This is a genomic window from Planococcus sp. APC 3900 (genome assembly GCF_030407735.1).
Taxonomy (GTDB): Bacteria; Bacillota; Bacilli; order Bacillales_A; family Planococcaceae; genus Planococcus; species Planococcus notacanthi.
This window is the reverse complement of sequence record NZ_JASDCT010000001.1, coordinates 285,878-310,221: the sequence shown is the minus strand read 5'-3', so window position 1 is coordinate 310,221 and position 24,344 is coordinate 285,878. Positions and strand designations below refer to the sequence as shown.

Genomic DNA, 24,344 nt, shown 5'->3' with positions numbered 1-24,344 from the left:
GTCCCTCCTTTTATTTTTTCTTCTGGCCGATTAATTGGAGTGAATCATGCGCATTCACAATTCCAGCTCCAAACTTTTTGGAGTCTCCCTTCACCGCGCCTTTTTCCAGGATTTTTTCAACTTCACGTACTTTGGGCTTTTTCCCATGTACTTCTTCGTATTCCGCAATTACCAGGGCGGCGGTTGCGGACACTTTAGGCGCCGCCAAGCTCGTACCTGTCATGAATTCATAACCTTTTTCAAACCCGGCGTACTGGCTAGTCACTGACTGCGCCAGATTAGTCGGATAGGTGGTGAGGGTCATATGCCTCACATCATAAAGTCCCTGATCCGCAAGAGGCCCGTAGTCCCCCCCTGGTGCTCCGATTGAGACGTTCTTTCCATAATTGGAGTAGAAAGTTAAAGCATTCTCTTTGTTTGTTGCAGCTACTGTATAGGCATGGCCTAATCCTCCAGGCATATGGAGCTGGGCATCTTTCGAGAAGCCACGGGCAACTGCCAATTTTTTCGCATTAAAAATATCAAATCCTGCATTTTCTGTACCGGAAGAAGCGACTACGAAGCTGTTTTCTTTTTCTGCATATTTCAATGCCCGTTTATAAGCTTCATACACAGCTTTTTCCTCCTTGTTTTTCAAGGACTTATAAACGCCTAAACTTAAGTTGATGACATCCATGTCGTCGTTCGCTGCGGCTACGATCGCTTCGATGACATCGCTGGAATCGGCATTTCCGGTGTGGAACACTTTATAAGGCACGATTCCGATGTCCGGGGCAATTCCTTTTATATGGCCGTTGGCAGCAATCGATCCGGCCACCATCGTGCCATGTCCCATGTAATCCTGCGTATCTGCCACTCCCTCAATAAAAGAGCGGCCTTTCGACACAATATTGGCTTTTAAATCCGGATGATTGAAATCCAGGCCGCTATCTACAATTCCGATTTTCACGCTGTGATTTCCACTTTGCATGGCCCGGCTTGCCCCGTTTCGGGTGACTAAATCAATATCCCATAACCATTTCTGGTACGCGGAGCTTTCCCCGCCCTCCGGGTCCTGATTTGCGGAAGCTGCAGCTTGGCGGCTTACTAGCATCGGTGCCAATGGCGAAATCAGCGGCACGCCATCCGGTTGGACATCGCCGGCATTAACCGTCTGGTCTTCCCCTTTTTCTGCAACGAGTGATCCGTATTTACGCTGGACAAGTTCCACAATCTCCTCACTTTGGGCATGCCCGGAAGCTTGGACGGTCAGGGTGTCAATTTCGTTCATCAGTGCTACGGATGCCTTGGCGTCAACTTCCTGAATATCTTCGGCAACCGCGTCCAGATCAGTCCCTTCCTGAAACAAGTAAATCATGGAGGACTCCCTTTCTTCTGCTTGCCTGAATGGTGCAGAAGGTTCGGAAGCTTGTACAGCCGGCCCTAAGCAGCTCATGCTGACGGCTAAAGAAGCAATCACTAAAAAAGTTTTTGGTGCGTTACGCTGAACGTTCATTTTTCAACTCTCCTATCAAGGTTTGTGCTTTGCATAAATTGTAGTAATAGCCTTTGGCTTTTGTTAATTCTTCATGATTGCCGATTTCCACGATTTGCCCTTCATCCATCACGATGATTTTATCGGCGTTCTGGACTGTGCTTAATCGATGGGCAATAACAACACGCGTACACGACATATAGTTAAGCTCATTATCGATGATGCTTTCTGATAAGGTATCCAAGGCACTGGTCGCTTCATCGAGAACAAGGATAGGCGGATCTGCGACTAACCCCCGCGCGATCAATAACCGCTGCCTTTGCCCTCCGGAAAAGTTTGCGCCAAATTCAGAGACAGTGGTATCAAAGTTCAATGGAAGCTCCATAATCTCTTTATGGATATTGGCTTTTTTGGCAGCCTTGATGATGCTTTCCTTCTCAATGGCTGTTCTTTGGGCAGTGATATTTTCAGCTATCGTTTTATTGAAGAGCCGTGCTTCCTGGAATACGACTCCCATGGATTTGCGCAGCGCTGCGAGATTGATCATCGAACTCTCTCGCCCATCAAATTTGATTTTTCCCGCTGTAGGGGAATAGAGGCCCAAAAGCAGTTTGACGATCGTACTTTTTCCGGATCCGGAAGATCCAACGATAGCCACTTTCTCTCCAGCCGCTATTTTGAAAGACACATCCTTGATAGCCATTTCGCTGAAATGATTATGCCGGAAAAACACATTTTCAAATTCAATGTCTCCCTTGAACGCCAAATTTTGTATTTTCAATGCTTCGCTTTCCGGATCTGCGACTTCTGATTTTGCCTGCATGACATCATATAAGCGTTGGAGATACGAACCTAGGTAAGTCAACTCTCCGTAGCCGCTGCCAATAGAAATGATGGGTGTGATGAAAGCCATCGCCAAAGCATTAAATCCTAGTACAGTGCCTAAAGTCATTGAACCGCTCAAAATGGCGGAGCTGCTGTACCATAAAAGAAAAACCGGCAGGATGAATTGGACAGAGGAAGCGACCGTGTTGACCGACGACACCCAAATCGAGCGCTTTTCTGCAGTTTTCAATTGGTCATGGAAAAGTCCGTTCCATTCAGAGAACACTATATTCTCAAGCCCCATCACTTTAATATCGCTGATGCCATTGATGCTTTCCGATAAGATCCTTTGGACTTTTGATTGCGCTGATACATCTTGATCCGATAACTTTTTCGAAACTTTTGTGCTGGCCACCAGCAAGGTAAAGACGGTAATGCCAATCAGCAGCACTGTTGTGGTCATCCGGACAGAATAGTGGAACATGATGGCTAAATAAGTGAATACCAAAATGCCGTCTATCAGAAAGGAAATAACCTTTGTGGATAGGATTTGCCTAATGTATACATTGGAATTGGCCCGAAACAATAATTCACCGACCGAACGATTTTCGAAAAAATTGTACGGCAATGTCAATAACTTCCCGATGAACGTCTCCATCAATGATTGATCGATGGTCGTCTGAAGTTTAGCGACGAGAAAGCCTCTAAACCACGAAAGAATCTGGAAACTGATGAATAATACAAAGAGGCCAATTCCGATGGAACTCATCGCATTCCCATTCTTCGGTACGATGATATTGTCCGTTATCCAAGTGGTCATCCATGGCACCACCAGAGTGAAAAGCTGCAGCACCAAAGAGCCAAACAGGATCAGAAAAATCAATTTCGGCTTTCCGAGTGCAAACGATAAAAAGAATTTAATGTGCGAAGGCCCTTTGCTTTTCACAAATCGTTCCGTTGGAGTTAAACAAAGGACAAAGCCGGTAAATTTTTCATCAAACTCTTCGTGGCGGATTTTTCTTCTGCCCAAAGCCGGATCCACAACCACAATATGCTTTTTAGAAATGGATTCCAACACAACATAATGCTTGTTTTCCCAATGGATGATGGCCGGGAGTGCCATGTCTTTAAAAGCCTCTTTTTCCACTTTAAACCCTTTTACATTCATGTCGTAATGCTTTCCGATGAGCATCAACTGATACAGCGATGTCCCTCCTTTGGGCACCCCGAAGCTTTCCCGCAATTCGGCCAATGAAACGTATTTCCCATGGAAGGCAAATACCATAGCCAAGCTCGCCAGTCCACACTCACTGTGTTCCATTTGCTCAATGAAGGGTACTTTACTAGCCATACAACCCTCCCCTTTCTAAATTCGGACTTCCCTATAATGATCTGTTGCGTAAAACGGAATGGGGGCAGCGTGTTCCATCGAACGCTCTTCCTGGGAGTGCAGCCAACCGAAATGATACACACCGATCCCGATTTCCACTCGGGACGTAATCTCCCACTTTTCTTTAATATTAAAAATCAATTCCCCTACTCTTCTTCGGCTGATGAATAACAGAGTTGCTATTTCCACATCTTTTTTCCCTTTAGCGACTAAGACAGCAACTTCACGTTCTCTGGTGCTTAATTTCCTGACCACCATACGTTTTATCCCTCCATTAGTAACTTAATTTTTTTGTTAAGTTAACTATAAAGAATCGGGAAAGGTGAATAGAACAGGTAAAAAAACAGTAAGTAAGGCGTGAAAAAACGCCGTCTAACCCTGCTCCTTTTAACCAAATTCCCTTTATATGGTTTTTATGAAGAATCAATAATAAAAAGCAGTTCAATCGATAAGGGCAATGGACGGATCCCCCTTGACTGAACTGCTTTTTCTATTCTTTCTGTACTAGTTAACCCAATAACAAGACGGACGGTACCTCTTTCGGATTCGATAACCTCAGCAACTGCAGGCCAACTCCGGCAAGGCCGGTAAATAAGCCGGGCTGGATAAACCCTTTCGGCCCGTCTACCTGATAAAAGCCGCGCGCTTCTTTTTGCAGCACACAATTATATCCTCTTTGTTTCGCTTCTTCTGACAAGCTGGAATCCTGGAAGTGCATGCCGGCTTGCAAGAATAGTTCCGTGTCTCCAAAGTTTCCGTGGCATAAAGAGTCCGAGCTCTTATAGCCGTGATTCCGAAGATTTTGGAGCGCTTGGTTTATCTCCGTCCCAACTGTGGAATTGGCGGTATAATCGGACATCATGATTCTGCTTAACCCAACCCCCATTGACCCATGGCACCAGTGATGGGCATATTGGCCTTCAGAGCGCCGGTTGTCTTTCCAAGCCCCTTTTTCACTATCAAACAGCGATTGATCAAAGCGCAAAGCTTTCTCTGCAACTTCTTGATACTTCTGGTCTTTTGTCAGATAGAATAGTCTGAAAAGACTTTGGGCAATGCCGCTTGTGCCATGTGAAAAGCCGCCTAAATAATTGCCGGATTCTCCTGATGCCCAAGCTGCTTGGCCAGGAGCCGGAGAATGGCGGTTTGCCAACAAATGCTCGCCATACAGTTCCGCTATTTCTAAATACTCGCGGTCACCTGTCCATTCAAAAGAATTCATCAATACGTGGCAAACCCCTGCAGCTCCGCCAAGGAAATCAAAAACTTCATCCTTTTGAACGTTCTGCTTTAGTTTTTGTTTGATTTCGTCGACTTTCCACTCATATTCATTGCTGCCGAAGTTTTTATGGAAATGCAAGATCGGATACAAAAGAGAAGCGGATCCAGTGAATGAAGAAACCAGTCCCTGGTTTTCAACCATCGGCGCAGCAGCTGATTGCAGCGTGGCTTCAGCAGCCAGTTTATAACGCTCATCCCCCGTTTCTTTCCATAAGTATTGGAAAAAGAGGGAAATGCCGCCCAGCCCATCGTAAAGGCCTTGCAAGGCAGGCGCTACCGACCAGGTTCCTTCGCTATTCGGCGACAAGCACAAGAGAGAAGCTTTGTCTTTCGCCTTTGAATAGCGGAGCTTGCTCAAAATTTCCTCTCCAATGGATTTCGCTTCATGCAAAAAAAGCAAATCAACATCACTCGGCACTTTTTCGTCGGCCCACTTTTCTTCTTGAACGTCCGCTTCCTCTTTTTTTGATCCGACAAGCGAGGTTCGGATCCATCCAAGCTGGGTTTGAAGTTCATCAAGGTCGTATTTCCGGATTCTGTCGACCACTATTTCATACCCGCTTTGGGCGAACACATTGTCAATTTTCACTCCAGTACTCGAATAAAGATCCCTTGAATCAGCCAGCGAGTTAAAGAACGGAATATCGCCTGCCATCAGATCCAAAATTTCATGGGGGATGATGCGCTTGTCATGATAAGGATAAAACCATAAACGATCGTACAGATTTTCCAAATACAGCGCATCTCTCATATAATCCGGGTGGCTGGATTCATTGAGAAAGTTGAAGTACTGCTGAGTAGCCCTCGCTACAACACGGATTTTCTCATTGCGAAATGATTCAATCGGCCCTTTGGAGTCCAGCAGTTCATCTTTATAATCGATAAAGAAATTAAAAATATTTTCAAATCCGATTAAAATGTCCTCCAAATACTCTTCTGCATCGACACCTTCCCCATTCAAAGTGGGAAGATTATTGGCGCCGCGGAAGCGTTCAGACTGCATGGAAAATTTCATATCATCGGTCATGGCATTTTCAAGCTTCAATACCTTAAAAGGCAGCTCTTGCTCTTTTCCGTTGAGCGCACTGAGATCAATCCCTTTTCCTTCCGCATTCTTAAACATGGCAATCGGAAGCAGCCCGGTGCCCACTACAGAATTGGCCTGTTCATACTTCAAGTCAACTTCAACGGAATCCGGGAAATCCAGTTTCGGGCTTTGGTGAAATAAAGTTTCATGATCAATAATATACGGCGTGTTGCCGCCTGCTATAATATTTTCCAAGTGGAAATCAGCGCCTTTGATCGAATGCATCATCCCCAAGAGAACACCGAATCGCTGGTAGTAATGCTTCACTTCCTGCTGCGTAAGACAGCTGCTGTATAATACGCATTCCTCCCAGCCATGTGTTCCAAAATCCAGAATTTTATAAGGAGACAATGTCGGGAATTCCGCTCTTTCTGCAATCCAATCCAATAAATCGTGGTATTTTAAGGAGATGGAAAGCCCTTTCGGTTTGTAGATGATTGTTTTTCCGTTTTTATACACAAATTTACCGACTGTCTTGCCTTTCTGATGGGTATCTCCCAGTCCAAATTCAATGGAATCCAGCTCGTCGTTGTCTAAACCGAACGCATTTGACATGGAATCGAAATCATCCATATATCTTGCTAAGGTAAGATTGATATTTTCAACAAAAAATTCACTCCGGAGAATAAGGATTCGGGTCAACACGGCATATTCCTCATAAAACTTCATCAATTCTGAAGGATTTAAAGCTTTTTCTCTGATGAACGACTGGAATCTTTCTTCTGCTGTCGAACCGTAAAGTTCATCTTTCAACTTGGAAACATGCATTTCCAAAACGATCGATCGGGACGCCTGAGTGATCAATTGGGTGCCAATGGCAAACATCAGCGTTTCTTTGATCTTTTCGATATTGGCAGGTTGGGTGCGCGAAAGCTCTTCCAATGCCAAATCAAGCCGATTGGAGATATAAGAAAGGAACGGGCGGATAAACAATCCCAAATCGAGTTGTTCTTTCATTTTTTCATTTTGCTCAGATAGATTCAACCCTTCTATCACAAGGTCTAAGTTCATCTCTGATTTTAAGAAGGCTGCCAGTTCTTGAAGTTGCTTTTCGTCCAGGTTCTTTTCACTAAGCGGCGTAATCATTTCCGCAAATTGTTGTTCAGAAAGGCCTGCCACAGCTAGTTTAGATTGAAAAATGGCATCCGAAGTCATGGAAAGGCGTTTTCTCCATTTATTAATAGCTGGAGCCGGATCAATTCCTTCCTCCTTTAAAAAACGGCTTCTCTCGTAACTAAACAGGGCATGGATGTAATCACTATGGTTTGTTCGGGTTGATACTTTCTCCATCTCTTCCACTCCTTTTCATGATAAATTTGAGAATGCATACGACTGGTCATAGACATTCTCAAATTCATTATTTTTAAAAAGTAATAGTGGAGGAATATCCTCCACTATTAAAAGTTGATCAGCAAAATTTGATTGAGAAAAGCAAGCCCGTCGCAAATGCTGCCACACAAGCTGGAGTAGTTTCAGGCGCTACGTCTGAGGCGCCCTGCACTTCTGCAAGCTCGTCCAACGTCAATTCGTTAAATGCTTTTCCAGATGGATGAGGCGTTACTTTTTCAACACCATCACGAATTTCAGGGTTTTTCCACGCATTGATAATTTGTTGTTTAGTCATTTTTAATTCCTCCAATTTTTTTAGTTTAGGTTAGATTAGCAATTTCTCATTGAAAAGATAATAGTTGCGCCAATAGATGCTGCGATGCACAATGGAGTTGTTTCTGCATTCACATCAGAAGCTCCTTGGATTCCAGCTAACTCATCGCTTGATAGCTCATTCATTGTTTTCCCTACCGGATTTTCAATTTCATGATTACGGATTTCAGGGTTTTTCAAAGCATTGATTTTTTCTTTTCTTGACATGGAAGTCATCTCCTCTTTTTGGTTGGTGTGGTCTTGCTACATTCATATTATTACGTACCTGAATTTTCTAACACTACGCAATATTGCAAAATATTGTATAATAAAAAATAAACAACTAAATTTGTAAATTTATTTTCTTTACAATGATTGATTTTGTAAGCTGTCAAACAGAGAGAGAATGACATTAGATTGAAACGAAAAGGGTGAAGAAATGGAAATAGGAGAAAGAATACGCCAGGTCAGGATACATAAAGGAATGACTCAAACAGAGTTGATCAAAGGAATTTGTTCCAATACATACATAAGCAAAATCGAGAGCGGCAAAGCCAAGCCTTCCTACTCGTTCATCACGAAAATTGCCAAGGTACTGGAAGTGGACGCCGAGTTTCTGCTTGATATGAATATGAAGAATGTAGAGCCGGACGTCCACCGGATTTACGAAAGTTATATCAGTTTCAGAAAAATCAATTCCCAGGACCTCGCTTTATTAAAACTCCATTCGAAGGAAAACCATTCGAATTTCACTTTGATTAAAATCTACTATGTGTTGATCTCGTATTACACCGCAAATGATATGGAAGAAGCCCATCCCATAGTCGAACAAGCCAAGAACATTATTTCACCTGCCCAACCCACTTTCGAGAATGAAACTTCTTATTACTTCCATAGCCTTTACAAATATTTCAACACGAATAAGAATTATTCAGAAGCTTTGTTTTACGCGAATCTTCATCTTGAATCCTTACAACACGAAGAAACATCGTTGCGGGCAGCAAAAGCTTATTTGAACTTGGCTCAAGTCCGAACAAAAATGGATGAAGATTTAGAACTGGCAAGACTGTATACGAAAAAGGCCTTGCAAATCTTCAAAGACCAGGATTTTAAAGGGGGAATCGCAAATTCTTTGGCCCAATTAGCCATCCAATACCATCGAAACGATTTATATGATGACGCATTGAAGACTTTGGATGAACTTTTCCAGTTCTCGGAGGGGTTTAATAAAGATTATTATGCACCCATTTTGGCTTATAATTATGGACGCGTTTATCAAAAACAGAAGCAATTCGATCAAGCGGCCGCATACATGCTCCAGAGCATTGAATATGACATAAACGCAGATAAAGAAGAAGAAACCATTCATGCCCTTGAAGTTCTAAGTGATATCAGCATTCAAAGAAAGAATTGGGAAGAAGCTGATGACTATTTAAAGAAAGGCTTTCGCCTGACCACTTTGTATAACCTGCCCAATTCCTATATTCAGCTTTTGCACTTGAGATCCCAGATCTACAAAGCACGCTTTGATTTTCCTTCCTATGAGAAAGAACTGCAGCAGGCGGTTCAGTTGGCACAAAAAGGCAAGTATTCATTGCTGGCCAAAGAAATCAGTACCGAACTAGCAGAACATTATAACGAAGTTCGCGCTTATAAGATGGCCGCTAAGTATTATCAAATTGCGCTTTTATGCTGATTAACAAGAAGGAACTCGCCACGGAGTTCTTTTTTTGTCAGCCGGTATGGAAACTCAGACTCTTTGCGGGGTGGATTGGAAATTCCGAGAACATTTTAACTGGTATCTTTTTATAGAAAACGAAACTTTATCCGAAACAAATCGGTATAGTACATACAGGCCATTTTTCTTCAGGAGGTGATTATGATGGAAATGCTTATTCCACTGGTTGGAATGATATTGCTCTTGATTCTGGGTATTGCGCTGCTGCAAGGAAAAGGGGCTTGGCTAATCGCCGGGTACAATACACTTTCAGATGAGGAAAAGGCAAAATACGACGAAAAGGCTTTATGCAAAGCGACCGGAAAAATGATGTTCGGTATTACGTTTTCCACGGTTTTCATCTTTTTAGGGGAGTTATTCCAAGTGGAAGGGCTCATCATTGCCGGGGTTGTCTTGATGGTCGTCATCATCTTGGTTGGCATCATTTATATCAATACAGGCAATCGTTACTTGAAAAAAGAAGAATAGAACACCGGGAAAACCCTAAAGAAATGAGTGAGGAAAATGAAAATCAGTCGCCCCTATTTTTATTTACTGTCATTTATAGGCGTGTTTTCTATTCTCATGGCCTTCGATTATTTTAAAATTGGTTCATTCGAATGGTTGGATAACTTTATGCAATCGCTGCTCATCACTATTTTCTATTTTATTTTCACAGACAAATCGCGAAGAAAAACTTCTAAAAAAACCTCCCAGTCTGATTAAGATTGGGAGGTTTTGATGAAAACTTGTTAGTCTAATATTTTTTTAAAAATTAGTTTTTTCCTTGATGATCCATCTTACCAATAAAATGGCTGAAAGAATGATGACAGACCAATTATGATTAAAATGATCATTAATAAAGAAACTCTTATTTTCTGATTTCGTCATCGTAGGTACTAATTACTGTTTAACTGACTTCTTTAAAGAAATTCAAATCCATAAAATTGGAGGCATAAACCATGATCAGTTTTTTGAAGGATTTGACCGGTGCCCTTATAGACAATTCGAGATTAAGCCTCTACTTTTTAGCTGGAGTAGTAATTGTGACTGTTTTTATGTTTCTCCTCAAGTGGTTCATTGAGTGGATACTTGTTCCTCTTTTAACTTAGTCTCAATTCTTCGCAGTGGAGGTGATGCGCTTGAACGCGGTTCTCATTCTATACTTTTGCAAAATCAGAATACCTGATACGGAATCTGTTCATCAACAGCTCTTCCAATTCAGATAAATATTGGTCTACTGCCCCCAGCAATACATTAAGAGAGACAGTATCTTTGTGTTCAAACTCCTGCCAAATGGAAAAGAGTTGCCACTCGTCTTCGCCTTTCTTGATGAAGGCTAAAATGGGGCCTTCTCTTTCATCATGTTCCATCGTGAAATACTCAAAACGCTGTGCCGCTCCCGGATCTCTTGTCCTCCACGTTTTCAAACTGATTCCCAGCTCGAGAAGCGCCAGAGATGGCTCGTGAAAGAAGCATGACTCCTCAAGCATAATCTTTAATTCTCCCTGAACATCGGTCAAAAGTTTTCCGTTCTTTTGACGAACCAGCTTCTTATCTAAGGTTAAGATTGGGTCCAACGCAAAATGCATTGCTAAACTTTTCATGTACTTACTCCCTTCTGATTTTCCCTAGAGAAAAGCCTTCGAATAAACGTCCCCCATGGGGCTCCAACACTTCATCAACGAGTTGGATAATCTTTTGCTTGTCTTCGTTCTTATAAAATTCGTCAAAAGCTTCGACAAATTGATTGGTAAACTCAACATCGTAGTATCTTAATGACCGTATGATCCATTTAGAAGTACCAACCCATCGTTTGTTAATTCTCAATACAAATTCACTTACTGATTCTGCCAGGCTACTGGCTATAAAAATCGCCTCTGCTCGATTAGTGCACCCAATGAAGTCATCCAATGCATCCGTAATAAAATAGCGCTTTGTATTTATTAGTTCTGTTGACCATTCTTTAGGCCCTTTATCCAGCAATTCTTTAGCTTCCTCTTTAATCGGACCAATGACTCCCTCATCTTTTAAAATTATGCCTTCTGCTACCATTCTCGGCATTGAAGGCTGAGCTCTCTCATAATCACTGAAAAAATATTCTTTATAAGAAGTTAAATTATGTACAAATGCTTCGATTCTCCATCCAAAAGCGACCATTGATTCCCTATAAGAAGTATGAAATTGTTTATCGAATACAACAATATCAAGATCAGATGTTTCCGTTGCTTCCCCTCGAATAACACTGCCAGCCAATAAAGCTCCTTCACAATGCGGAAATACTTGTTTACAAAGAGCCTTGCTGCTTCAACTGGGTTTAACTTGTTTCCATCTCCCACTATCCCATTCACCTCTTCCTATTGAATTTAATTTCCATCTTCCAAGTCCCACTGCCTAATCATTCCTCACCTAAACACCTGGTCAATCTCATCTCTGTCATAATCCAATATCCAATCGTTATGCGTATTGTAAATATGGCGAATGTCTTCCTTTGATGCCGCCACCAAGTCACAGCCCCTGTCATCATATACATGGAAAATGGTTTTATTTTTAAGGCTGATAAAGAAAACATCATGATGGATAGCCGGCTTGTATCCCATATCGGTATTACAGATTGCTTTTAACAAAGGCATGTACCTGAGGTCCGACACTTTGCATTTCAGGACAAATCGATGGGTCCGGTAATTTCCATCTTCATCGTCTTCCGGAATGATATAAGGCAGTGTCAGGTGCTTCAATTTGTTCAAAGCCGATTGATTTTTTGTGTACTTGGAGAAAATATTCAGTTTGCGTCTTAAGCTCGTGTTCTTCCCGAAATCATGTACGTTTACGACCAGAAAAATTTCATCCTCTTGAAGATGCAGGGAATTGAACAGCGTGATAGCCCTGTGGTAAACACCTTTAAGATATGCACTGTTCGGGGAACACTCGCCCCGTTTGTAATCCACCCCTAATTCGAAGCGGATGCCAACATCCCAGTTGTAAAACAAAGGTGGCGTGAGTTCTAAATCCGGAAAATTCTCTTGCATAAAATCTGTAAATTCCACTTGTTCACCTCATTCTTTTCATTAAACAACCGAAGCCGCTTTTTTCTTCTTGCCGCATCTTTCACATGTGTAGACGTACATGGCCGGCACTTCGCTATCTCGTTGGCCCCGTTTGTACTTATGCAAACCAATCCGGCACAACAAACTGCTTTCCTTGTTGGTGGCCAGCAAAGAAAAAATCAGGCCAATCACACCGGCAGCTATCAGAATGGAAGGCGCGTTATAAAGATTGAAGGTTTGATCGACTTTCGCCAACAACAGCACTGCGCCAAATAAAATAAAAAACGAGAAAATAATTTTCAATTTCGCCGACAAAGTATGGCCTCCTTAAACTTCTAAGCTCGATATACCCGGTTTCCATCGCTTTGCAGAACACAGCAAAACTAATCAACTGAAACCGAAATCCGGAAAAACTATTTCCAGTCAATTGGAAACTTTTTAGGAATCCATCCGTATTCTCCAGTAATACCATTTCGGAAATATAAAATAAGGAGGGATGTCCGATGAGGAAAATTTTTTTAGTGGGATTAGCAGCCTTGTTATTGGCCGGTTGTTCATTTGAAGTGCGTGATGCAGATCCGGAGCAAGAAGACGGATTCACGATTGATCTCAAAGACAATAAAGATGAGAAACAAGAAGAGGAAGAATAACCAAGCTGCAGAGAAGGGTCTTTCCTTCTCTGCTTTTTCAGGTATACGACCAATCGATCTCTTTACTTTTTATCGTAGCAGCCTTCGCAGATAAACTGGCCTTCATTCTTTAAATACGCTTTAACTTCCGTAAAGCCTTTTCTTTTCGGGTAGCGCATTTTGATGAAGACCACTTCATCCCCTTCAATTTCCTTGCCGCATACAGAGCATTTTGGACTTTCATTGAACATCGTCGTCACCTCCCATAGATTTCGGCCGCAAGTTTCCGTTACACTAATTAAAGCCGGTGCATTCTGACCGCCATTTTTGTTTTAAGGAGTTGTTTACGTGTGATTGAATTTTTGCTGTCAAAAAAATTTATACCCGTCTATTTCATTACAGGGATTTTAGCTGTTGTATGGTTTCGTGCGATAGGTTCTTCATGGCCTGAAGTTTTCATGTCAACGTTTCTATGCTTTACAATGGGTGTCATTTCTTTTGTACGAAACTTCATCACCGGGAAAGAGACGCATTAAATCCATTTTTGGATGTGCACCGCCATTTAATCGATGCGTCTCCTTTCGGTCTTTCTTAACCCATTAACCGCGATGGCCGAAGCTAGCGTGACCGTAACCAGCAAAAAAGGAAGCTGCAGCAAGAATTGCGCGTTGTCAGCCAACGGATTGCTGTAGACATAGATACCGATTCCGATGCTCACTAAAGATGCAGACAGCCCCAGAATCACCAAAAACCATTTCAAAACTTTCCTATTCACCTTGCATCACCTCGACATTTTCCTTTTCACCAAATTAAAAATAAAAACGACCGCGATGAAAAATAAGACGGTGTAAATGATATCTCCTATGTTAAGCAATTTATTCTCCCCTTCCATTTATCGCTATCCTGTTTATGTATCTTCTAAAAAACGCAGTAACAGAGGGCGAACACCCCTTCTTTTACTTACGGTTGAATTCGCATTAAGTTGCAGTCAGGCTTTGATTTTTCTGATTTTCACATTTGCGCAATGGATGATGATCGTTGTCCGGGAAAACAACAGAATCTCATGCTGGAGTTTTCTTTTGCTTAAGGGAAGAAGTTCATCATAGCCCCATTCATCGAGACCTCGTCTCCCGCCAAAAGCGATTTTATGAGGTGCATTGCCGTATACATTTCGGGTAATATCATAATCCATAAAGAACTTCCGGACATGGGTCCAATGAATTTCATAAATTCCTCCACTGTAATGCTCAATCACCATCTTGATGGATGTCGGATCTTTCATCTCTCCATTTTCCTGATTCACGATATCAATCGAAACAACCTTGCCGTCATGAAATGAATCATTCTTCAAAAAGGCCGCTGTTTCTTGATTGAATCTGCTCAGAATTTTTTCTCTCTGTTCTGCATAACCCACTAAATCCCAGTGGTCTTCGTTCACCAGATATTTCATCCGCTTCTTCCTTTCAATATTATTTCAAACAATCATACCAAAAATATCCATAAACGTATTTTTTGATTTTCTTCTGTTCTACCCTTTTTAAAAAGAAGCAGCGTACAGCCGCTGCCTCACCTTCCTTAACCCAGTAATTCTTTTTTCACTTTCAGATAAGCAGAATTAATTGTTGCATATTCTTTTTTGTTTTCATCAATCAACTGTTGCTGGAACGATTTTAAGTCTGTGGATTTGCCTTCTGATATTCTTTGCATAACGCATACCCTGAATTGTTCTTCGTAAAAAGCACTTGATTGTGACGACATATTTTATTCCTCCTCTTTCTTTTTACATAACCCAAATAAAAAAGGCCATTTCTGTTTTCCAGAAATAGCCTTCCACTTTTTATGCATAAGAAAAAAACGTTAAAATCTCAATAAACGTCAGATTCGCACAAAGCACCACCTATTTCCACGCAGGTATTTGGTGTGTACTGGAATAAGGCAGGTCTCCTGACTTTTCATCTACGCTCATCATGCCTTCCCATTTTCACAGTGGCTTGTTATGACTCGCTCCGAATTTACAGTTGCGGGACAGTGTTGGATTTTCACCAAGCTTCCCTTTTAAGCTTATTTGCATAAGCACCTATTCCTACACGTTATGTAATTAGTGTTACTATACCACAAAATCAATAACTCGCTTAAGTTCATAATTACGTAAATCAGTGAGGCAATGAATGATTTCAGTTCCCTCAACTTTTTTCTTCTATAGTAAAAGCACTTTGTCCTGTCTTGTCAATCTGCTGCCTCTGTCTATTATGATAATATAAGCTTTACGGAATATTCCGATCCAGCGAGGTGTGGAAAAGCGATGAACATAGTCGAAAAGCTATATACAGTCATAATTCTATCTGCTGCGGTGATCGGCATTGGCGCAGGGCGCATTGAGATGATTCAGGAAAACGCGGAGCATTTCATCGTTCCCTTACTGATGGTGATGCTTTATCTCACGTTCTTGCAAATCCCGCTCCAACAAGCGAAACAGGCTTTCGGCAATGCCAAATTCGCCTCTGCTTCATTGCTGATTAATTTTTTGTGGACACCGCTTTTTGCCTGGTTCCTGGCTTCGCTGTTTTTGGGAGACCAGCTAGCCCTGTACATCGGGTTTATTATGCTGATGGTGACACCCTGTACGGACTGGTATTTGGTCTTCACTGGAATCGCCAAGGGAAACGTGGCCTTGTCCACTGCCATTCTCCCGGTGAACCTGATCCTTCAGATTATCCTGCTGCCGCTTTATTTACTACTTTTCAGCGGAACAGCCGGTGCACTCGAACTTTCTTTTTTAATGGAGAACGTGGTTGCCGTATTGGCGCTTCCGTTATTGCTGGCCATCGCTACAAAAAGGCTTTTTAGAAACAATACCTGGCTGAATGCAAGCCTGACAGCTAAATTGAGTGCATTGCCTATGATTTTTCTAGCCCTTGCCATCACAGCGATGTTTGCTTCACAAGGCAGACTGCTGCTCGGCAATTTGGATTTATTGGCTCAGCTCCTTGTCCCTATCCTGCTGTTTTTTGTGGTGAATTTCATCATTGCGCAAAACGCCGCCAACCTGCTGAAGTTTTCCTATGAAGACAAAGCCAGCCTGAGCCTTGTCGCTTTGGCAAGAAACTCACCCATCGCACTGGCGATTGCCATGACTGCATTTCCCGAGCAGCCGCTGATCGCATTGACCTTGGTCATTGGCCCTTTGCTTGAATTGCCGGTTCTCGCTGTTACTTCGCAGCTGTTGCTGGTTTTTCGAAAACGCAGCATTTCCTATAAATAAAAGCGGCTTTCACTTTTTATCTCCACTCGTTTCCCTGTATTTTCTTTATTTGACAGGTAAGCTATTGCGATTTTTTGGAAGAAAATGTGTCTGAATTTCCATATTCACTTCTGAAATCATGCGAATAGTATTGAGTTCCTGCAGGAGTTTTTGTATAGTTGCAAAGTGACTCAACGGCTTTAGTGAAAGCATTTCTTCAATAAAAGGGAATGTCCGGGAAAGCCGGCAAGTTAAAATTACATATAGATAGAAGGAAACCGATTTATGAATTCTCATGTACAAGTAAAAAAACCGAAAACGATGGCAGCTATTCTGATGCTTGGCGCGTTTATCGGCCTGTTTGGTGAAACAGCGTTAAATATGGCGCTGACCAACATTATGGAAGACTACGCCATCAGTGCCGGGACTGCACAATGGCTGACAACCGGCTATTTATTGGTGTTGGCAATTCTGGTTCCTTTATCGGCCTATTTGGTCCGCTGGTTTTCGACACGCCAGTTGGTTGTCGCCGCATTGGTCATTTCTTCACTCGGTGCTGCACTTGCCGCAGTGGCACCAAGCTTTGCCGTGCTGTTGACCGGCCGTCTGGTTCAAGCGATCGGCACAGGGATTTTCCTGCCGCTTATGTTCAGTGTCATCATGCTGATTTTCCCGATCCAAAAACGCGGAGCGGTGATGGGCATCGTCGGTCTGGTCATTACTGCCGGCCCTGCTCTCGGCCCTACGTTAAGCGGATTGATCATCAGTGCCAGCAGTTGGCATTATATCTTCTGGGTGATGGTGATTTTGAATGTGATGTTGTTGATCAGCGCCTTGAACATCGAAAATGTCTCCGATATCTCTAAACCGAAAATTGATGTCGGCTCGCTTCTGCTGTCGACGGTCGCTTTCGGCGGCCTCATCTATGCCTTATCGACACTGGCCGAAACACCTTTTGCAAATCCGGCCGTCTGGGCACCGCTTCTGGCAGGCGTTGCAGCACTTGGGCTGTTCATCTTCCGCCAGCTGAAGATGCCGGAGCCGATGGTCGACTTGCGCGTCTTCAAGTACCCGATGTTTGCACTCGGCACAGTATTGATGGTCATCACTTTGTTTGTCATCCTTTCCGTGGCGATCCTGATTCCCATCTACCTGAAGAGTGTCCTGGCCTATACATCCATCGCCGCGGGCTTGTTGATGCTGCCGGCGAACCTATTGAACATCATCATGGCGCCGATCGTCGGTTCCAACTTTGACCGAGTGGGCGCACGCATCTTTACACGCCTGGGCTTTTCCTTCATCACCGTGGGAGCCATTGTCTTCCTGTTGATTTTGTCAGCTACGACACCGGTATGGCAGGTCATTGGCGCTCTTTGTATCCTGTTCCTCGGGATCTCCATGACCATCATGCCTGCACAGACCCATGCCATGAATCAGTTGCCGCGGGATCTGTATGCAGACGGTTCAGCTGCGATGAACACACTGACGCAGGTCGCTGGAGCTGCAGGTACGGCAATCGCCATCACCTTGTTCACAGCCGGCCAAAAGAATTACATCGCGGAATTTGGCGCCGTCAACCCTGCTGAGTTTTTGGCATTCGGCACCCATCACGCGTTCTATGCGGTATTGATTGCTGCAGTTCTTGGCTTGATCGGTTCCCTGTTTATCAGAAACAACCGGGAAGTCGTTAAATAAAAGATAAAAACACACCAGTCCTTTGATAGGGCTGGTGTGTTTTTATGGAGTTTTTCAATTTATCCCACTTTAACGGTCAATGGGAAGATGAAGAAATAGCTTCTGATTAACTATATAAGTGGAACTAATGATTTATAGTAGCCGATATTCCGTAAAACAGCTACGCTTTCCAGCGGGCTCGCGCCCAATCCTCCTCGTCCGCTGCGCTCCCTGCGGTGTATCGGTCGTCTCGCTAAGCCGCAGGAGTCTCCGCTGTTTTGCTCCATATCTCAGATAGTACTGCAGAAACGGATAGCGTTTCCTTTTCTCAAAGAGCATATCCAGCACCGGCGCGTCCACGGGCTAGGCGGAGCAATGCCCAGAGCGTCCGAAGTGGTGTATGAAATGATGATTCTTATGTTCAACTTATATAGCTCAAAAAAGTTTAAGAACACCGCCCAAATAAAAAAGCAGAACCAATCGAATGGCCTGCCGGATCTTCCTATTTTATAAAAATGATGGGAATCAGCTTGGCACCGCTTCCAATTGATCCACCCATTGAATGGTCAATAAATTCGGCAACATGGCCATTTCGCAGTCCAACTGAATGGTTTTTTTGCATTTGACCGTGGCTATACATTCAATCGTTGATGTCCAACTTTCGATCCGCACTTTATACGTGCCGACATTCGGCAGCGAATAATTGGGCAATAACCCGTTCTTCTGGCAATGCTTGGTTTGATAAAATGCCCCCAATAAACCAGGCAGTTCATTCAGTTTCCGTTCCGTTAAATGTTTCCGGATCAACGTGGAGCTGATTTTCTGTTCCTTCCACTTCAACTCTTCGACGACCGTTAATCCTGCCTGCTGGGCGTCTGCATAAACCGCCAATGTCTCGACCGTTCCTTTTGCTCTGGAACCGTACGTATAATCAAACCCGCAAACGATTTCCTCGGCGTTCAAGCCGGTGATGTAGTCCGACAGAAAATCATCCGGTTCCACTTTCGCCAGTTCCTTCGTGAATTCCACCACATAAAATATGTCCACACCAAGCTTTTCCAGCTTTTCAGCTTTTTGCTCCAACGGTTCCAGGTAAGCGACTTCCTTGTCTGGAAACAAGACCGATTTCGGATGAGGGAAAAAGGAGAGGACCGCCAAAGCCAAATCATGTGCGTCCGCTTTTTCCTTTGCCGTCTGGATGACTTTCTGATGCCCTAAATGGACACCGTCAAAATAGCCAAGAGCCATGGCTGAATCAGGTGCTGACTTCCTGATTTCCTGTAAGTTTTTCGCGTTCACATAGCGTATTTGCATGATGATCCTCTCCTTTTCTGTTATCTTGCCAGGTCTTGCGCGACCTCGTAAATCAAATCTTCTTGTCCGCCAACCGCTTTCAGCTTGCCGATTTGCTTCAGAATATCCCGTTCGTGGACACCGAATTGCTTGGCCGCTTTTTGGGCATGCAACAAGAAACTGGAATAGACGCCTGAATGTCCGAGAATCAAGCTGCCACCAGTGATTTCCTGTGGCTGCTGCATGATGGGCGCAATGACGTTATTCGCCGTATCGATCAATTCGTACAAATCAATCCCGGTTTCATAGCCCATTTTTTCAAGTACGGCAACCATCACTTCGGTCTGTGTATTGCCCGCTCCTGCACCCAGTGCGCGCAGGCTGCCGTCAATGAAAGTCGCTCCCGCTTCAACTGCAGCAACCGTATTCGCCATAGCCATGGACAAGTTATTATGGGCATGGAATCCGATTTCACATTGAAGCGTTTGTTTCAATGCACAGATCCGCTCCGTCACATCTTTCGGCAACATGGCACCGGCTGAATCTGTGACGTAGACGATTTCCGCCCCATAGCTTTCGAATAACGATGCCTGTTTCACAATTTCCTCTACAGAAGCCATATGGCTCATCATCAAGAATCCCGCGGTTTTCAAGCCCAGTTCACGGCCCAGCTGGATATGCTGGGCCGCAACGTCCGCTTCGGTAACATGAGTCGCAACCCGTACCATCTTCGCGCCAGCTTTAACAGCAGCCTGCAAATCTCCTTTTGTGCCGATGCCCGGAATCAGCAGCACGGCAACTTCCGAAGTCGTGCATTCGCCCGCAGCCGCTTCGATGAGTTTGAGTTCATCGGTTGCGGACAAGCCGTATTGCAGGGAAGAGCCGCCGAGTCCATCTCCGTGGGAAACTTCAAAATAACGAACCCCCGCTGCATTCATTCCTTTTGCTGCTTCGCGTACTTGGTCTGCTGTAAACGCGTGGCGGACCGAATGGCTTCCGTCACGCAACGATACATCCAAAATATTCACTGTCATGAGATGACCTCCTTCGCGCGTTGCAGATGGCGCGCCAGTTCATTGGCGACTTGCACCGCTGCAGCAGTCATGATATCCAAATTCCCTGCATAGGCCGGCAAGTAATCTGCAGCGCCTTCCACTTCCAGAAACACCGAAACTTTTTTGCCTTCGAATACGGTGTCGGCTTTCAACGAGTAGCCCGGTACGTACTTCTGGACGTCCTGCACCATTTCGAGAATGGAATCCCGAATCGCTTCTTCGTGTCCTTCTTCTGCCACCAGTGCATGCACTGTATCACGCATGATAATCGGCGGTTCAGCCGGATTCAGGATGATGATGGCTTTTCCTTTTTTCGCGCCGCCCACCACTTCAATGGCACGCGACGTCGTGACGGTAAATTCGTCGATGTTCGCCCGTGTTCCCGGACCGGCACTTTTACTTGAGATGGTTGCGACGATTTCTGCATAATCCACTGGTACGACACGTGAAATTGCATGGATCATCGGGATGGTCGCCTGCCCGCCGCAGGTCACCATGTTGACGTTGTTCTTTTCCAGATGCTCCGTTAAGTTTACCGGCGGAACTACAAACGGTCCGATCGCGGCAGGTGTTAGATCAATCACTTTTTTGCCTGCTCCTGTCAACAGCCTGCTGTTTTCCTCATGGGCATAGGCGCTTGTCGCATCAAACACAATGTCCACCAAGTCCAAGCGTTCCATTAAGCCATTGATGCCGGTCGCGATCGTTTCATAGCCGCGGTCTTTGGCGCGCTTCAGGCCGTCAGATGCTGCATCGATGCCGATCATGACGCTCATTTCCAGTACATCGCTGCGCTCGATTTTATACATGAGATCCGTCCCGATATTACCGGAACCGATAATTCCTGCTTTTAGCTTGGTCATTTCATCATCACTTCTTTCGCAAAGTTCGTACTGACTTTTCCTAATACGCCAAAGTCCGCTTCAAACCGGTCTCCTGCTGTAAACGGCACGGCTTTCGATAAAGCGCCGGCGAGGACAAACATGCCCGGTTCAATCGAGATGCCGTATTCATCCAACGCCTGTGCCAACCAAACCACCGCGTTCAGTGGGTTGCCCAATACTGCAGCGCTTGTCGCTTCGTCCATCCATTCGCCGTTCTTAGTAACCGTCATGGGAATGGCTGTGATGTCTTCGATTTCAGCCAGCTTTGTCCGTTGGCTGCCGAGGATAGCGCCTGCTGATGAACCGTTATCTGCCACGGTGTCTTCGAATTTGATTTTCCAGTCTGCAATGCGGCTATCGATGATTTCAACGGCAGGTACCACATAATCAACTGCATCGATGACGTCTTCGACTGTTACGCCTGCTCCGGACAATGCCTTTTTAAATACAAAAGCAATTTCAAATTCCACTTTCGGCTGAAGGAACGAGTCAGCTGTAATCGCTTCCTCTTCTCCGTAAATCATCGTGTTCAATATAAAGCCGTAATCAGGTGTATGGACATTCAACATGTCCTGCATCGCCTTGCTGGTCAATCCGATCTTCAAGCCTTTGACCGTTGCTCCATTTTTCACTTTTTCCTCAATCCCTGCAAGCTGGACATGATACGCTTGTTGGGCGGAAATTTCTTTATAGGTAGTTGTCAGCGGCGCGATTGGTGCTTTCGTGCGTTCCGCTTCCAATAGTTGCTGTGCGGCCTCTTGAATATTCATGCGTCTCCCCCTACTTCACAGTTTCAAATTGAGCTAACTCGCGGTATTTTCCAGCGAAGAACAAGAGCGGGCTCTTATCTTCAAGCTTCAAATCCAGAACCTTTCCAATCAATAACGTATGGTCTCCTTCAATATGGGAAGAGACCACTTCACATGCGATCTGCGCCAACGCGCCATCTAAAACCGGTAGACCTTCCAATGAATCAAACAGGACCGGCTCTTCTCCAGGTCTGCCGGAGAAATGGCGGGAGTATTGTTCCTGGTCTTCACTCAAAATATTGACAGCGAATTTTTTTGAAGCGCTTACTTTTTCCAAAAACTTTGCTTTATGTCCAATTGAAATCACTACCAGTTTCGGATCCAGCGATACGGACATAAACCCGTTGGCTGTCATCCCGTGCGGTACGCCTTCATTTTCAGTCGTCAACACCGTGACCCCTGTTGCGAATTTCCCCATTGCATCTCTGAATAAACGATCATCCATGCTAATTCCTCCATTCATTTTTCGAATAATTCAATCATAAAGCAGTCGTTTTAAAATTATCATGTTGGTTTTTATTGAAAATTCTGATAGAAACCATAAAAACAATAGGCTGTTGAATTTCAATTCCGCCAGAAAGATTTTTTAGAGAAAATCAGATTTACCAACCTTTCTTCGAGTGAAGAAAGAGATTTCCCAGAATGGAATTTCAATTTATTTTTCAAAGTCCTAAAATCAATTTTGTGTTCTTCGATAATTTTTCCCCTTGTAAAACTATTTCTTTTCACATAGAATTCATTTCAACGGCAAGACACCTCTTCCTTTTTATTCCATTGCACTGGTTACTTGTCAGGCAGGAAGCAGGCTGACGCCGAACTGAAGAAACTTTTAAAAAGTATATGAAAGGAGGAAGTTATTCTACTAAAATTTCGCAAGCGCTTACATTTCTTTTTCCAGGGTGGATGGGGAATAATCGAAAATCAAAAGGGGGATTTATATGCACATGCGTTGGATGGTATTGGTGTTTCTTTTCTTACTCGCTGTTTTGAATTACACGGATAAATCAGTTTTAGGGTTAGCAGCAGAACCGATCATGTCCGAACTCGGGTTGTCCTATGACGAGTTCGGTTTGGTCGGAAGCAGCTTCTTCGCTGCATATGCTGTCGGAAGTATTGTGCTGGGCACACTGACATATCGGTTTAACTCAAAATACCTATTGATGATGATTGCTGTTGGTTGGACAGTTTCATTGGCAAGTGCCTATTTTGTTGAAACACTGGCCCATCTAATTCTATTGCGGGTTGTCTTAGGTTTCTTCGAAGGTTCTACGCTCGGGTTATCCATTGTGCATTTGGCGCGCTGGTTCACCAGTTCACAACGCGGGTTCGCTGTTGCCATCATGACTTCCGGTACTACTGTCGGAACCTACTTGGCAGCACCAGCCTTGGTGGCAGGCATCACCACTGTCGGATGGCGCCACACGTTTGCTTTGCTGGGGGTAGCAAGTTTACTATGGGCGATCGCTTTCTTCTTTATGAAAGAAGAGCCGGATGAGCCGTTGATCGAAGACGTCAAATCCTTGGCTTCCAATAAAAATGTACCGTTCAAGGATATTGTGAAAGTATTTATAAACCCATACGTGCTCTCCATCGTCGTTGTCGGATTCGTTTCGATGTGGATCACCACTTGGGTGCTCACGTGGGCTCCTACCTACTTGATCCAAATTGCTGGCCTTGAACCCACGCGCATGAGCTTGATTTTCGCTGGAATGGGGATTGTCGGAACAGTATTCGCCATCTGCATCGGTAAATTCACTGATGGATTGTTCAAGAGAAAGAAAAGCCTTATCAAATCCTATGACCGTGTATTGATCACTGTATTGGTTATTGGCTCTCTATCTTTCGCCATGACCACTCTTGTCGCTTCACCAATTTTGGCTTGCGTGTTCCTGGGAATCGGTCTAATTATGAATACCAGCCTATTGCCTTTGAACACGACGATTAAATCACTGGTCATTCCGAAAAACCTGGTCGGCAGTGTCACAGGGATTTCCTTGTCGATTGCCAGTATGGCAGGCATCATCGGACCATGGGCGACCGGTTACTTGATCACACTTGCAGGCGATGATATCCGTGCCGGCTTCAATTCAGGAGTAGTGGTCATCGTTAGCTTATACGTCGTCTCGGCTACCGTGTTACTGTTGACACGCAAGTTGAAGATTACAGCTACTGAAAAAGAAGACGCGCTCCGTGCTGCTGAAGACGAAGAAGAAAGAATGAAAGTCGCTGTCGAGCAATAAAAGAACGCGTAGCAGCAGAATCCGATTGATTAGGCCCATATAAAAACGGCCAACCTA

At 44.0% G+C, this 24,344-nt stretch carries 25 protein-coding genes and 1 riboswitch; of the genes, 6 read left to right on the top strand and 19 right to left on the bottom strand.

Going from position 1 to position 24,344, the window contains the following annotated elements:
- Positions 1-10: 10 nt before the first annotated feature.
- From QMA04_RS01545 to QMA04_RS01520, 6 genes are all read right to left on the bottom strand, one after another.
- Positions 11-1,495 (bottom strand): S8 family serine peptidase, encoded by a 1,485-nt coding sequence (locus QMA04_RS01545; protein WP_290183731.1) that lies wholly within the window; start codon positions 1,493-1,495, stop codon positions 11-13.
- Positions 1,479-3,650 carry a peptidase domain-containing ABC transporter gene (locus QMA04_RS01540; RefSeq protein ID WP_290183730.1) on the bottom strand — a complete coding sequence of 724 codons (2,172 nt, stop codon included), beginning with the start codon at positions 3,648-3,650 and terminating at the stop codon, positions 1,479-1,481. The genes QMA04_RS01545 and QMA04_RS01540 overlap by 17 nt, the downstream gene beginning before the upstream one ends.
- Positions 3,651-3,665: 15 nt before the next feature.
- Positions 3,666-3,947: a response regulator transcription factor gene (locus tag QMA04_RS01535; RefSeq protein ID WP_225218420.1), complete on the bottom strand. Its 282-nt coding sequence runs from the start codon at positions 3,945-3,947 to the stop codon at positions 3,666-3,668.
- Between the two features lie 250 nt (positions 3,948-4,197).
- Positions 4,198-7,347, bottom strand: coding sequence for a type 2 lanthipeptide synthetase LanM family protein (locus QMA04_RS01530; protein ID WP_290183729.1), 3,150 nt, complete (start codon positions 7,345-7,347; stop codon positions 4,198-4,200).
- 118 nt (positions 7,348-7,465) lie between these two features.
- Positions 7,466-7,681 (bottom strand): mersacidin family lantibiotic, encoded by a 216-nt coding sequence (locus tag QMA04_RS01525; RefSeq protein ID WP_191714745.1) that lies wholly within the window; start codon positions 7,679-7,681, stop codon positions 7,466-7,468.
- A 35-nt stretch (positions 7,682-7,716) separates the two neighbouring features.
- Positions 7,717-7,926 carry a mersacidin family lantibiotic gene (locus tag QMA04_RS01520; RefSeq protein WP_225218419.1) on the bottom strand — a complete coding sequence of 70 codons (210 nt, stop codon included), beginning with the start codon at positions 7,924-7,926 and terminating at the stop codon, positions 7,717-7,719.
- 211 nt (positions 7,927-8,137) lie between these two features.
- Between QMA04_RS01520 and QMA04_RS01515 the strand changes: the two genes are divergently transcribed.
- Together QMA04_RS01515 and QMA04_RS01510 are read left to right on the top strand one after the other, a co-directional pair.
- Complete coding sequence (locus QMA04_RS01515) at positions 8,138-9,394, top strand: helix-turn-helix domain-containing protein (protein ID WP_290183728.1); 1,257 nt, start codon at positions 8,138-8,140, stop codon at positions 9,392-9,394.
- A gap of 183 nt (positions 9,395-9,577) precedes the next feature.
- A complete protein-coding gene (locus QMA04_RS01510; RefSeq protein WP_191714742.1) occupies positions 9,578-9,904 on the top strand; it encodes a DUF3784 domain-containing protein in 327 nt (108 codons plus the stop codon).
- 671 nt (positions 9,905-10,575) lie between these two features.
- Here the strand turns inward: QMA04_RS01510 and QMA04_RS01505 are convergent.
- The 4 genes from QMA04_RS01505 to QMA04_RS01490 all read right to left on the bottom strand — a co-directional run bounded on the left by QMA04_RS01505 (position 10,576) and on the right by QMA04_RS01490 (position 12,777).
- Positions 10,576-11,022 (bottom strand): DUF7878 domain-containing protein, encoded by a 447-nt coding sequence (locus QMA04_RS01505; protein ID WP_290183727.1) that lies wholly within the window; start codon positions 11,020-11,022, stop codon positions 10,576-10,578.
- Positions 11,023-11,026: 4 nt separating this feature from the next.
- Entirely contained in the window at positions 11,027-11,671 is a 645-nt protein-coding gene (locus tag QMA04_RS01500) for a nucleotidyltransferase domain-containing protein (protein ID WP_356780772.1), read from the bottom strand.
- Positions 11,672-11,820: 149 nt separating this feature from the next.
- Positions 11,821-12,462 carry a DUF3885 domain-containing protein gene (locus tag QMA04_RS01495; RefSeq protein ID WP_290183726.1) on the bottom strand — a complete coding sequence of 214 codons (642 nt, stop codon included), beginning with the start codon at positions 12,460-12,462 and terminating at the stop codon, positions 11,821-11,823.
- A gap of 21 nt (positions 12,463-12,483) precedes the next feature.
- On the bottom strand, positions 12,484-12,777 hold the full coding sequence (locus QMA04_RS01490; RefSeq protein ID WP_191714739.1) for a hypothetical protein: 294 nt from the start codon (positions 12,775-12,777) through the stop codon (positions 12,484-12,486).
- A gap of 188 nt (positions 12,778-12,965) precedes the next feature.
- Here QMA04_RS01490 and QMA04_RS01485 point away from each other — a divergent pair, with 188 nt between their 5' ends.
- Positions 12,966-13,112, top strand: a complete 147-nt coding sequence (locus tag QMA04_RS01485) for a lipoprotein (RefSeq protein WP_191714738.1) — start codon at positions 12,966-12,968, stop codon at positions 13,110-13,112.
- A gap of 62 nt (positions 13,113-13,174) precedes the next feature.
- On the opposite strand, the gene QMA04_RS01480 is transcribed toward QMA04_RS01485, so the two are convergent.
- The 4 genes from QMA04_RS01480 to QMA04_RS01465 all read right to left on the bottom strand — a co-directional run bounded on the left by QMA04_RS01480 (position 13,175) and on the right by QMA04_RS01465 (position 14,849).
- Positions 13,175-13,342, bottom strand: coding sequence for a Fe3+ hydroxamate ABC transporter substrate-binding protein (locus QMA04_RS01480; RefSeq protein ID WP_191714737.1), 168 nt, complete (start codon positions 13,340-13,342; stop codon positions 13,175-13,177).
- Positions 13,343-13,653: 311 nt separating this feature from the next.
- A complete protein-coding gene (locus tag QMA04_RS01475; protein WP_290183725.1) occupies positions 13,654-13,866 on the bottom strand; it encodes a hypothetical protein in 213 nt (70 codons plus the stop codon).
- A 213-nt stretch (positions 13,867-14,079) separates the two neighbouring features.
- A complete protein-coding gene (locus QMA04_RS01470; protein WP_290183724.1) occupies positions 14,080-14,541 on the bottom strand; it encodes a hypothetical protein in 462 nt (153 codons plus the stop codon).
- A 125-nt stretch (positions 14,542-14,666) separates the two neighbouring features.
- The gene (locus QMA04_RS01465) at positions 14,667-14,849 is read right to left on the bottom strand and encodes a hypothetical protein (protein WP_191714733.1); all 183 of its coding nucleotides are present in this window, start codon (positions 14,847-14,849) and stop codon (positions 14,667-14,669) included.
- A gap of 158 nt (positions 14,850-15,007) precedes the next feature.
- Positions 15,008-15,187, bottom strand: a riboswitch (cobalamin riboswitch).
- A gap of 206 nt (positions 15,188-15,393) precedes the next feature.
- On the opposite strand from QMA04_RS01465, the gene QMA04_RS01460 reads away from it, so the two are divergent.
- Together QMA04_RS01460 and QMA04_RS01455 are read left to right on the top strand one after the other, a co-directional pair.
- Complete coding sequence (locus tag QMA04_RS01460) at positions 15,394-16,353, top strand: arsenic resistance protein (RefSeq protein ID WP_290183723.1); 960 nt, start codon at positions 15,394-15,396, stop codon at positions 16,351-16,353.
- A 264-nt stretch (positions 16,354-16,617) separates the two neighbouring features.
- Positions 16,618-18,027: a DHA2 family efflux MFS transporter permease subunit gene (locus tag QMA04_RS01455; protein ID WP_290183722.1), complete on the top strand. Its 1,410-nt coding sequence runs from the start codon at positions 16,618-16,620 to the stop codon at positions 18,025-18,027.
- 504 nt (positions 18,028-18,531) lie between these two features.
- Here the strand turns inward: QMA04_RS01455 and QMA04_RS01450 are convergent.
- Genes QMA04_RS01450 through QMA04_RS01430 form a run of 5 tightly spaced genes read right to left on the bottom strand, consistent with a single transcriptional unit; the run spans position 18,532 to position 22,492 of the window.
- Positions 18,532-19,320, bottom strand: coding sequence for an FAD synthetase family protein (locus QMA04_RS01450; protein WP_290183721.1), 789 nt, complete (start codon positions 19,318-19,320; stop codon positions 18,532-18,534).
- 20 nt (positions 19,321-19,340) lie between these two features.
- Entirely contained in the window at positions 19,341-20,333 is a 993-nt protein-coding gene (gene dmpG / locus QMA04_RS01445; protein WP_290183720.1) for a 4-hydroxy-2-oxovalerate aldolase, read from the bottom strand.
- Positions 20,330-21,217: an acetaldehyde dehydrogenase (acetylating) gene (locus QMA04_RS01440; RefSeq protein WP_290183719.1), complete on the bottom strand. Its 888-nt coding sequence runs from the start codon at positions 21,215-21,217 to the stop codon at positions 20,330-20,332. The genes dmpG and QMA04_RS01440 overlap by 4 nt, the downstream gene beginning before the upstream one ends.
- Positions 21,214-22,008, bottom strand: a complete 795-nt coding sequence (locus QMA04_RS01435; protein WP_290183718.1) for a 2-keto-4-pentenoate hydratase — start codon at positions 22,006-22,008, stop codon at positions 21,214-21,216. The genes QMA04_RS01440 and QMA04_RS01435 overlap by 4 nt, the downstream gene beginning before the upstream one ends.
- 10 nt (positions 22,009-22,018) lie before the next feature.
- Positions 22,019-22,492 carry a flavin reductase family protein gene (locus QMA04_RS01430; RefSeq protein WP_290183717.1) on the bottom strand — a complete coding sequence of 158 codons (474 nt, stop codon included), beginning with the start codon at positions 22,490-22,492 and terminating at the stop codon, positions 22,019-22,021.
- Positions 22,493-22,985: 493 nt separating this feature from the next.
- On the opposite strand from QMA04_RS01430, the gene QMA04_RS01425 reads away from it, so the two are divergent.
- Entirely contained in the window at positions 22,986-24,287 is a 1,302-nt protein-coding gene (locus QMA04_RS01425; protein WP_290183716.1) for an MFS transporter, read from the top strand.
- Positions 24,288-24,344: the final 57 nt, after the last annotated feature.

What these genes read in the sequence shown, in the direction of transcription:
- dmpG (WP_290183720.1), bottom strand. Translation starts at nt 20,333, where the DNA reads ATGACAGTGAATATTTTGGATGTATCGTTGCGTGACGGAAGCCATTCG.
- QMA04_RS01530 (WP_290183729.1), bottom strand. Translation starts at nt 7,347, where the DNA reads ATGGAGAAAGTATCAACCCGAACAAACCATAGTGATTACATCCATGCC.
- QMA04_RS01455 (WP_290183722.1), top strand. Translation starts at nt 16,618, where the DNA reads ATGAATTCTCATGTACAAGTAAAAAAACCGAAAACGATGGCAGCTATT.
- QMA04_RS01480 (WP_191714737.1), bottom strand. Translation starts at nt 13,342, where the DNA reads ATGTTCAATGAAAGTCCAAAATGCTCTGTATGCGGCAAGGAAATTGAA.
- QMA04_RS01470 (WP_290183724.1), bottom strand. Translation starts at nt 14,541, where the DNA reads ATGAAATATCTGGTGAACGAAGACCACTGGGATTTAGTGGGTTATGCA.
- QMA04_RS01425 (WP_290183716.1), top strand. Translation starts at nt 22,986, where the DNA reads ATGCACATGCGTTGGATGGTATTGGTGTTTCTTTTCTTACTCGCTGTT.
- QMA04_RS01435 (WP_290183718.1), bottom strand. Translation starts at nt 22,008, where the DNA reads ATGAATATTCAAGAGGCCGCACAGCAACTATTGGAAGCGGAACGCACG.
- QMA04_RS01510 (WP_191714742.1), top strand. Translation starts at nt 9,578, where the DNA reads ATGATGGAAATGCTTATTCCACTGGTTGGAATGATATTGCTCTTGATT.
- QMA04_RS01450 (WP_290183721.1), bottom strand. Translation starts at nt 19,320, where the DNA reads ATGCAAATACGCTATGTGAACGCGAAAAACTTACAGGAAATCAGGAAG.
- QMA04_RS01460 (WP_290183723.1), top strand. Translation starts at nt 15,394, where the DNA reads ATGAACATAGTCGAAAAGCTATATACAGTCATAATTCTATCTGCTGCG.
- QMA04_RS01520 (WP_225218419.1), bottom strand. Translation starts at nt 7,926, where the DNA reads ATGTCAAGAAAAGAAAAAATCAATGCTTTGAAAAACCCTGAAATCCGT.
- QMA04_RS01505 (WP_290183727.1), bottom strand. Translation starts at nt 11,022, where the DNA reads ATGAAAAGTTTAGCAATGCATTTTGCGTTGGACCCAATCTTAACCTTA.
- QMA04_RS01540 (WP_290183730.1), bottom strand. Translation starts at nt 3,650, where the DNA reads ATGGCTAGTAAAGTACCCTTCATTGAGCAAATGGAACACAGTGAGTGT.
- QMA04_RS01535 (WP_225218420.1), bottom strand. Translation starts at nt 3,947, where the DNA reads ATGGTGGTCAGGAAATTAAGCACCAGAGAACGTGAAGTTGCTGTCTTA.
- QMA04_RS01485 (WP_191714738.1), top strand. Translation starts at nt 12,966, where the DNA reads ATGAGGAAAATTTTTTTAGTGGGATTAGCAGCCTTGTTATTGGCCGGT.
- QMA04_RS01430 (WP_290183717.1), bottom strand. Translation starts at nt 22,492, where the DNA reads ATGGATGATCGTTTATTCAGAGATGCAATGGGGAAATTCGCAACAGGG.
- QMA04_RS01525 (WP_191714745.1), bottom strand. Translation starts at nt 7,681, where the DNA reads ATGACTAAACAACAAATTATCAATGCGTGGAAAAACCCTGAAATTCGT.
- QMA04_RS01465 (WP_191714733.1), bottom strand. Translation starts at nt 14,849, where the DNA reads ATGTCGTCACAATCAAGTGCTTTTTACGAAGAACAATTCAGGGTATGC.
- QMA04_RS01440 (WP_290183719.1), bottom strand. Translation starts at nt 21,217, where the DNA reads ATGACCAAGCTAAAAGCAGGAATTATCGGTTCCGGTAATATCGGGACG.
- QMA04_RS01545 (WP_290183731.1), bottom strand. Translation starts at nt 1,495, where the DNA reads ATGAACGTTCAGCGTAACGCACCAAAAACTTTTTTAGTGATTGCTTCT.
- QMA04_RS01515 (WP_290183728.1), top strand. Translation starts at nt 8,138, where the DNA reads ATGGAAATAGGAGAAAGAATACGCCAGGTCAGGATACATAAAGGAATG.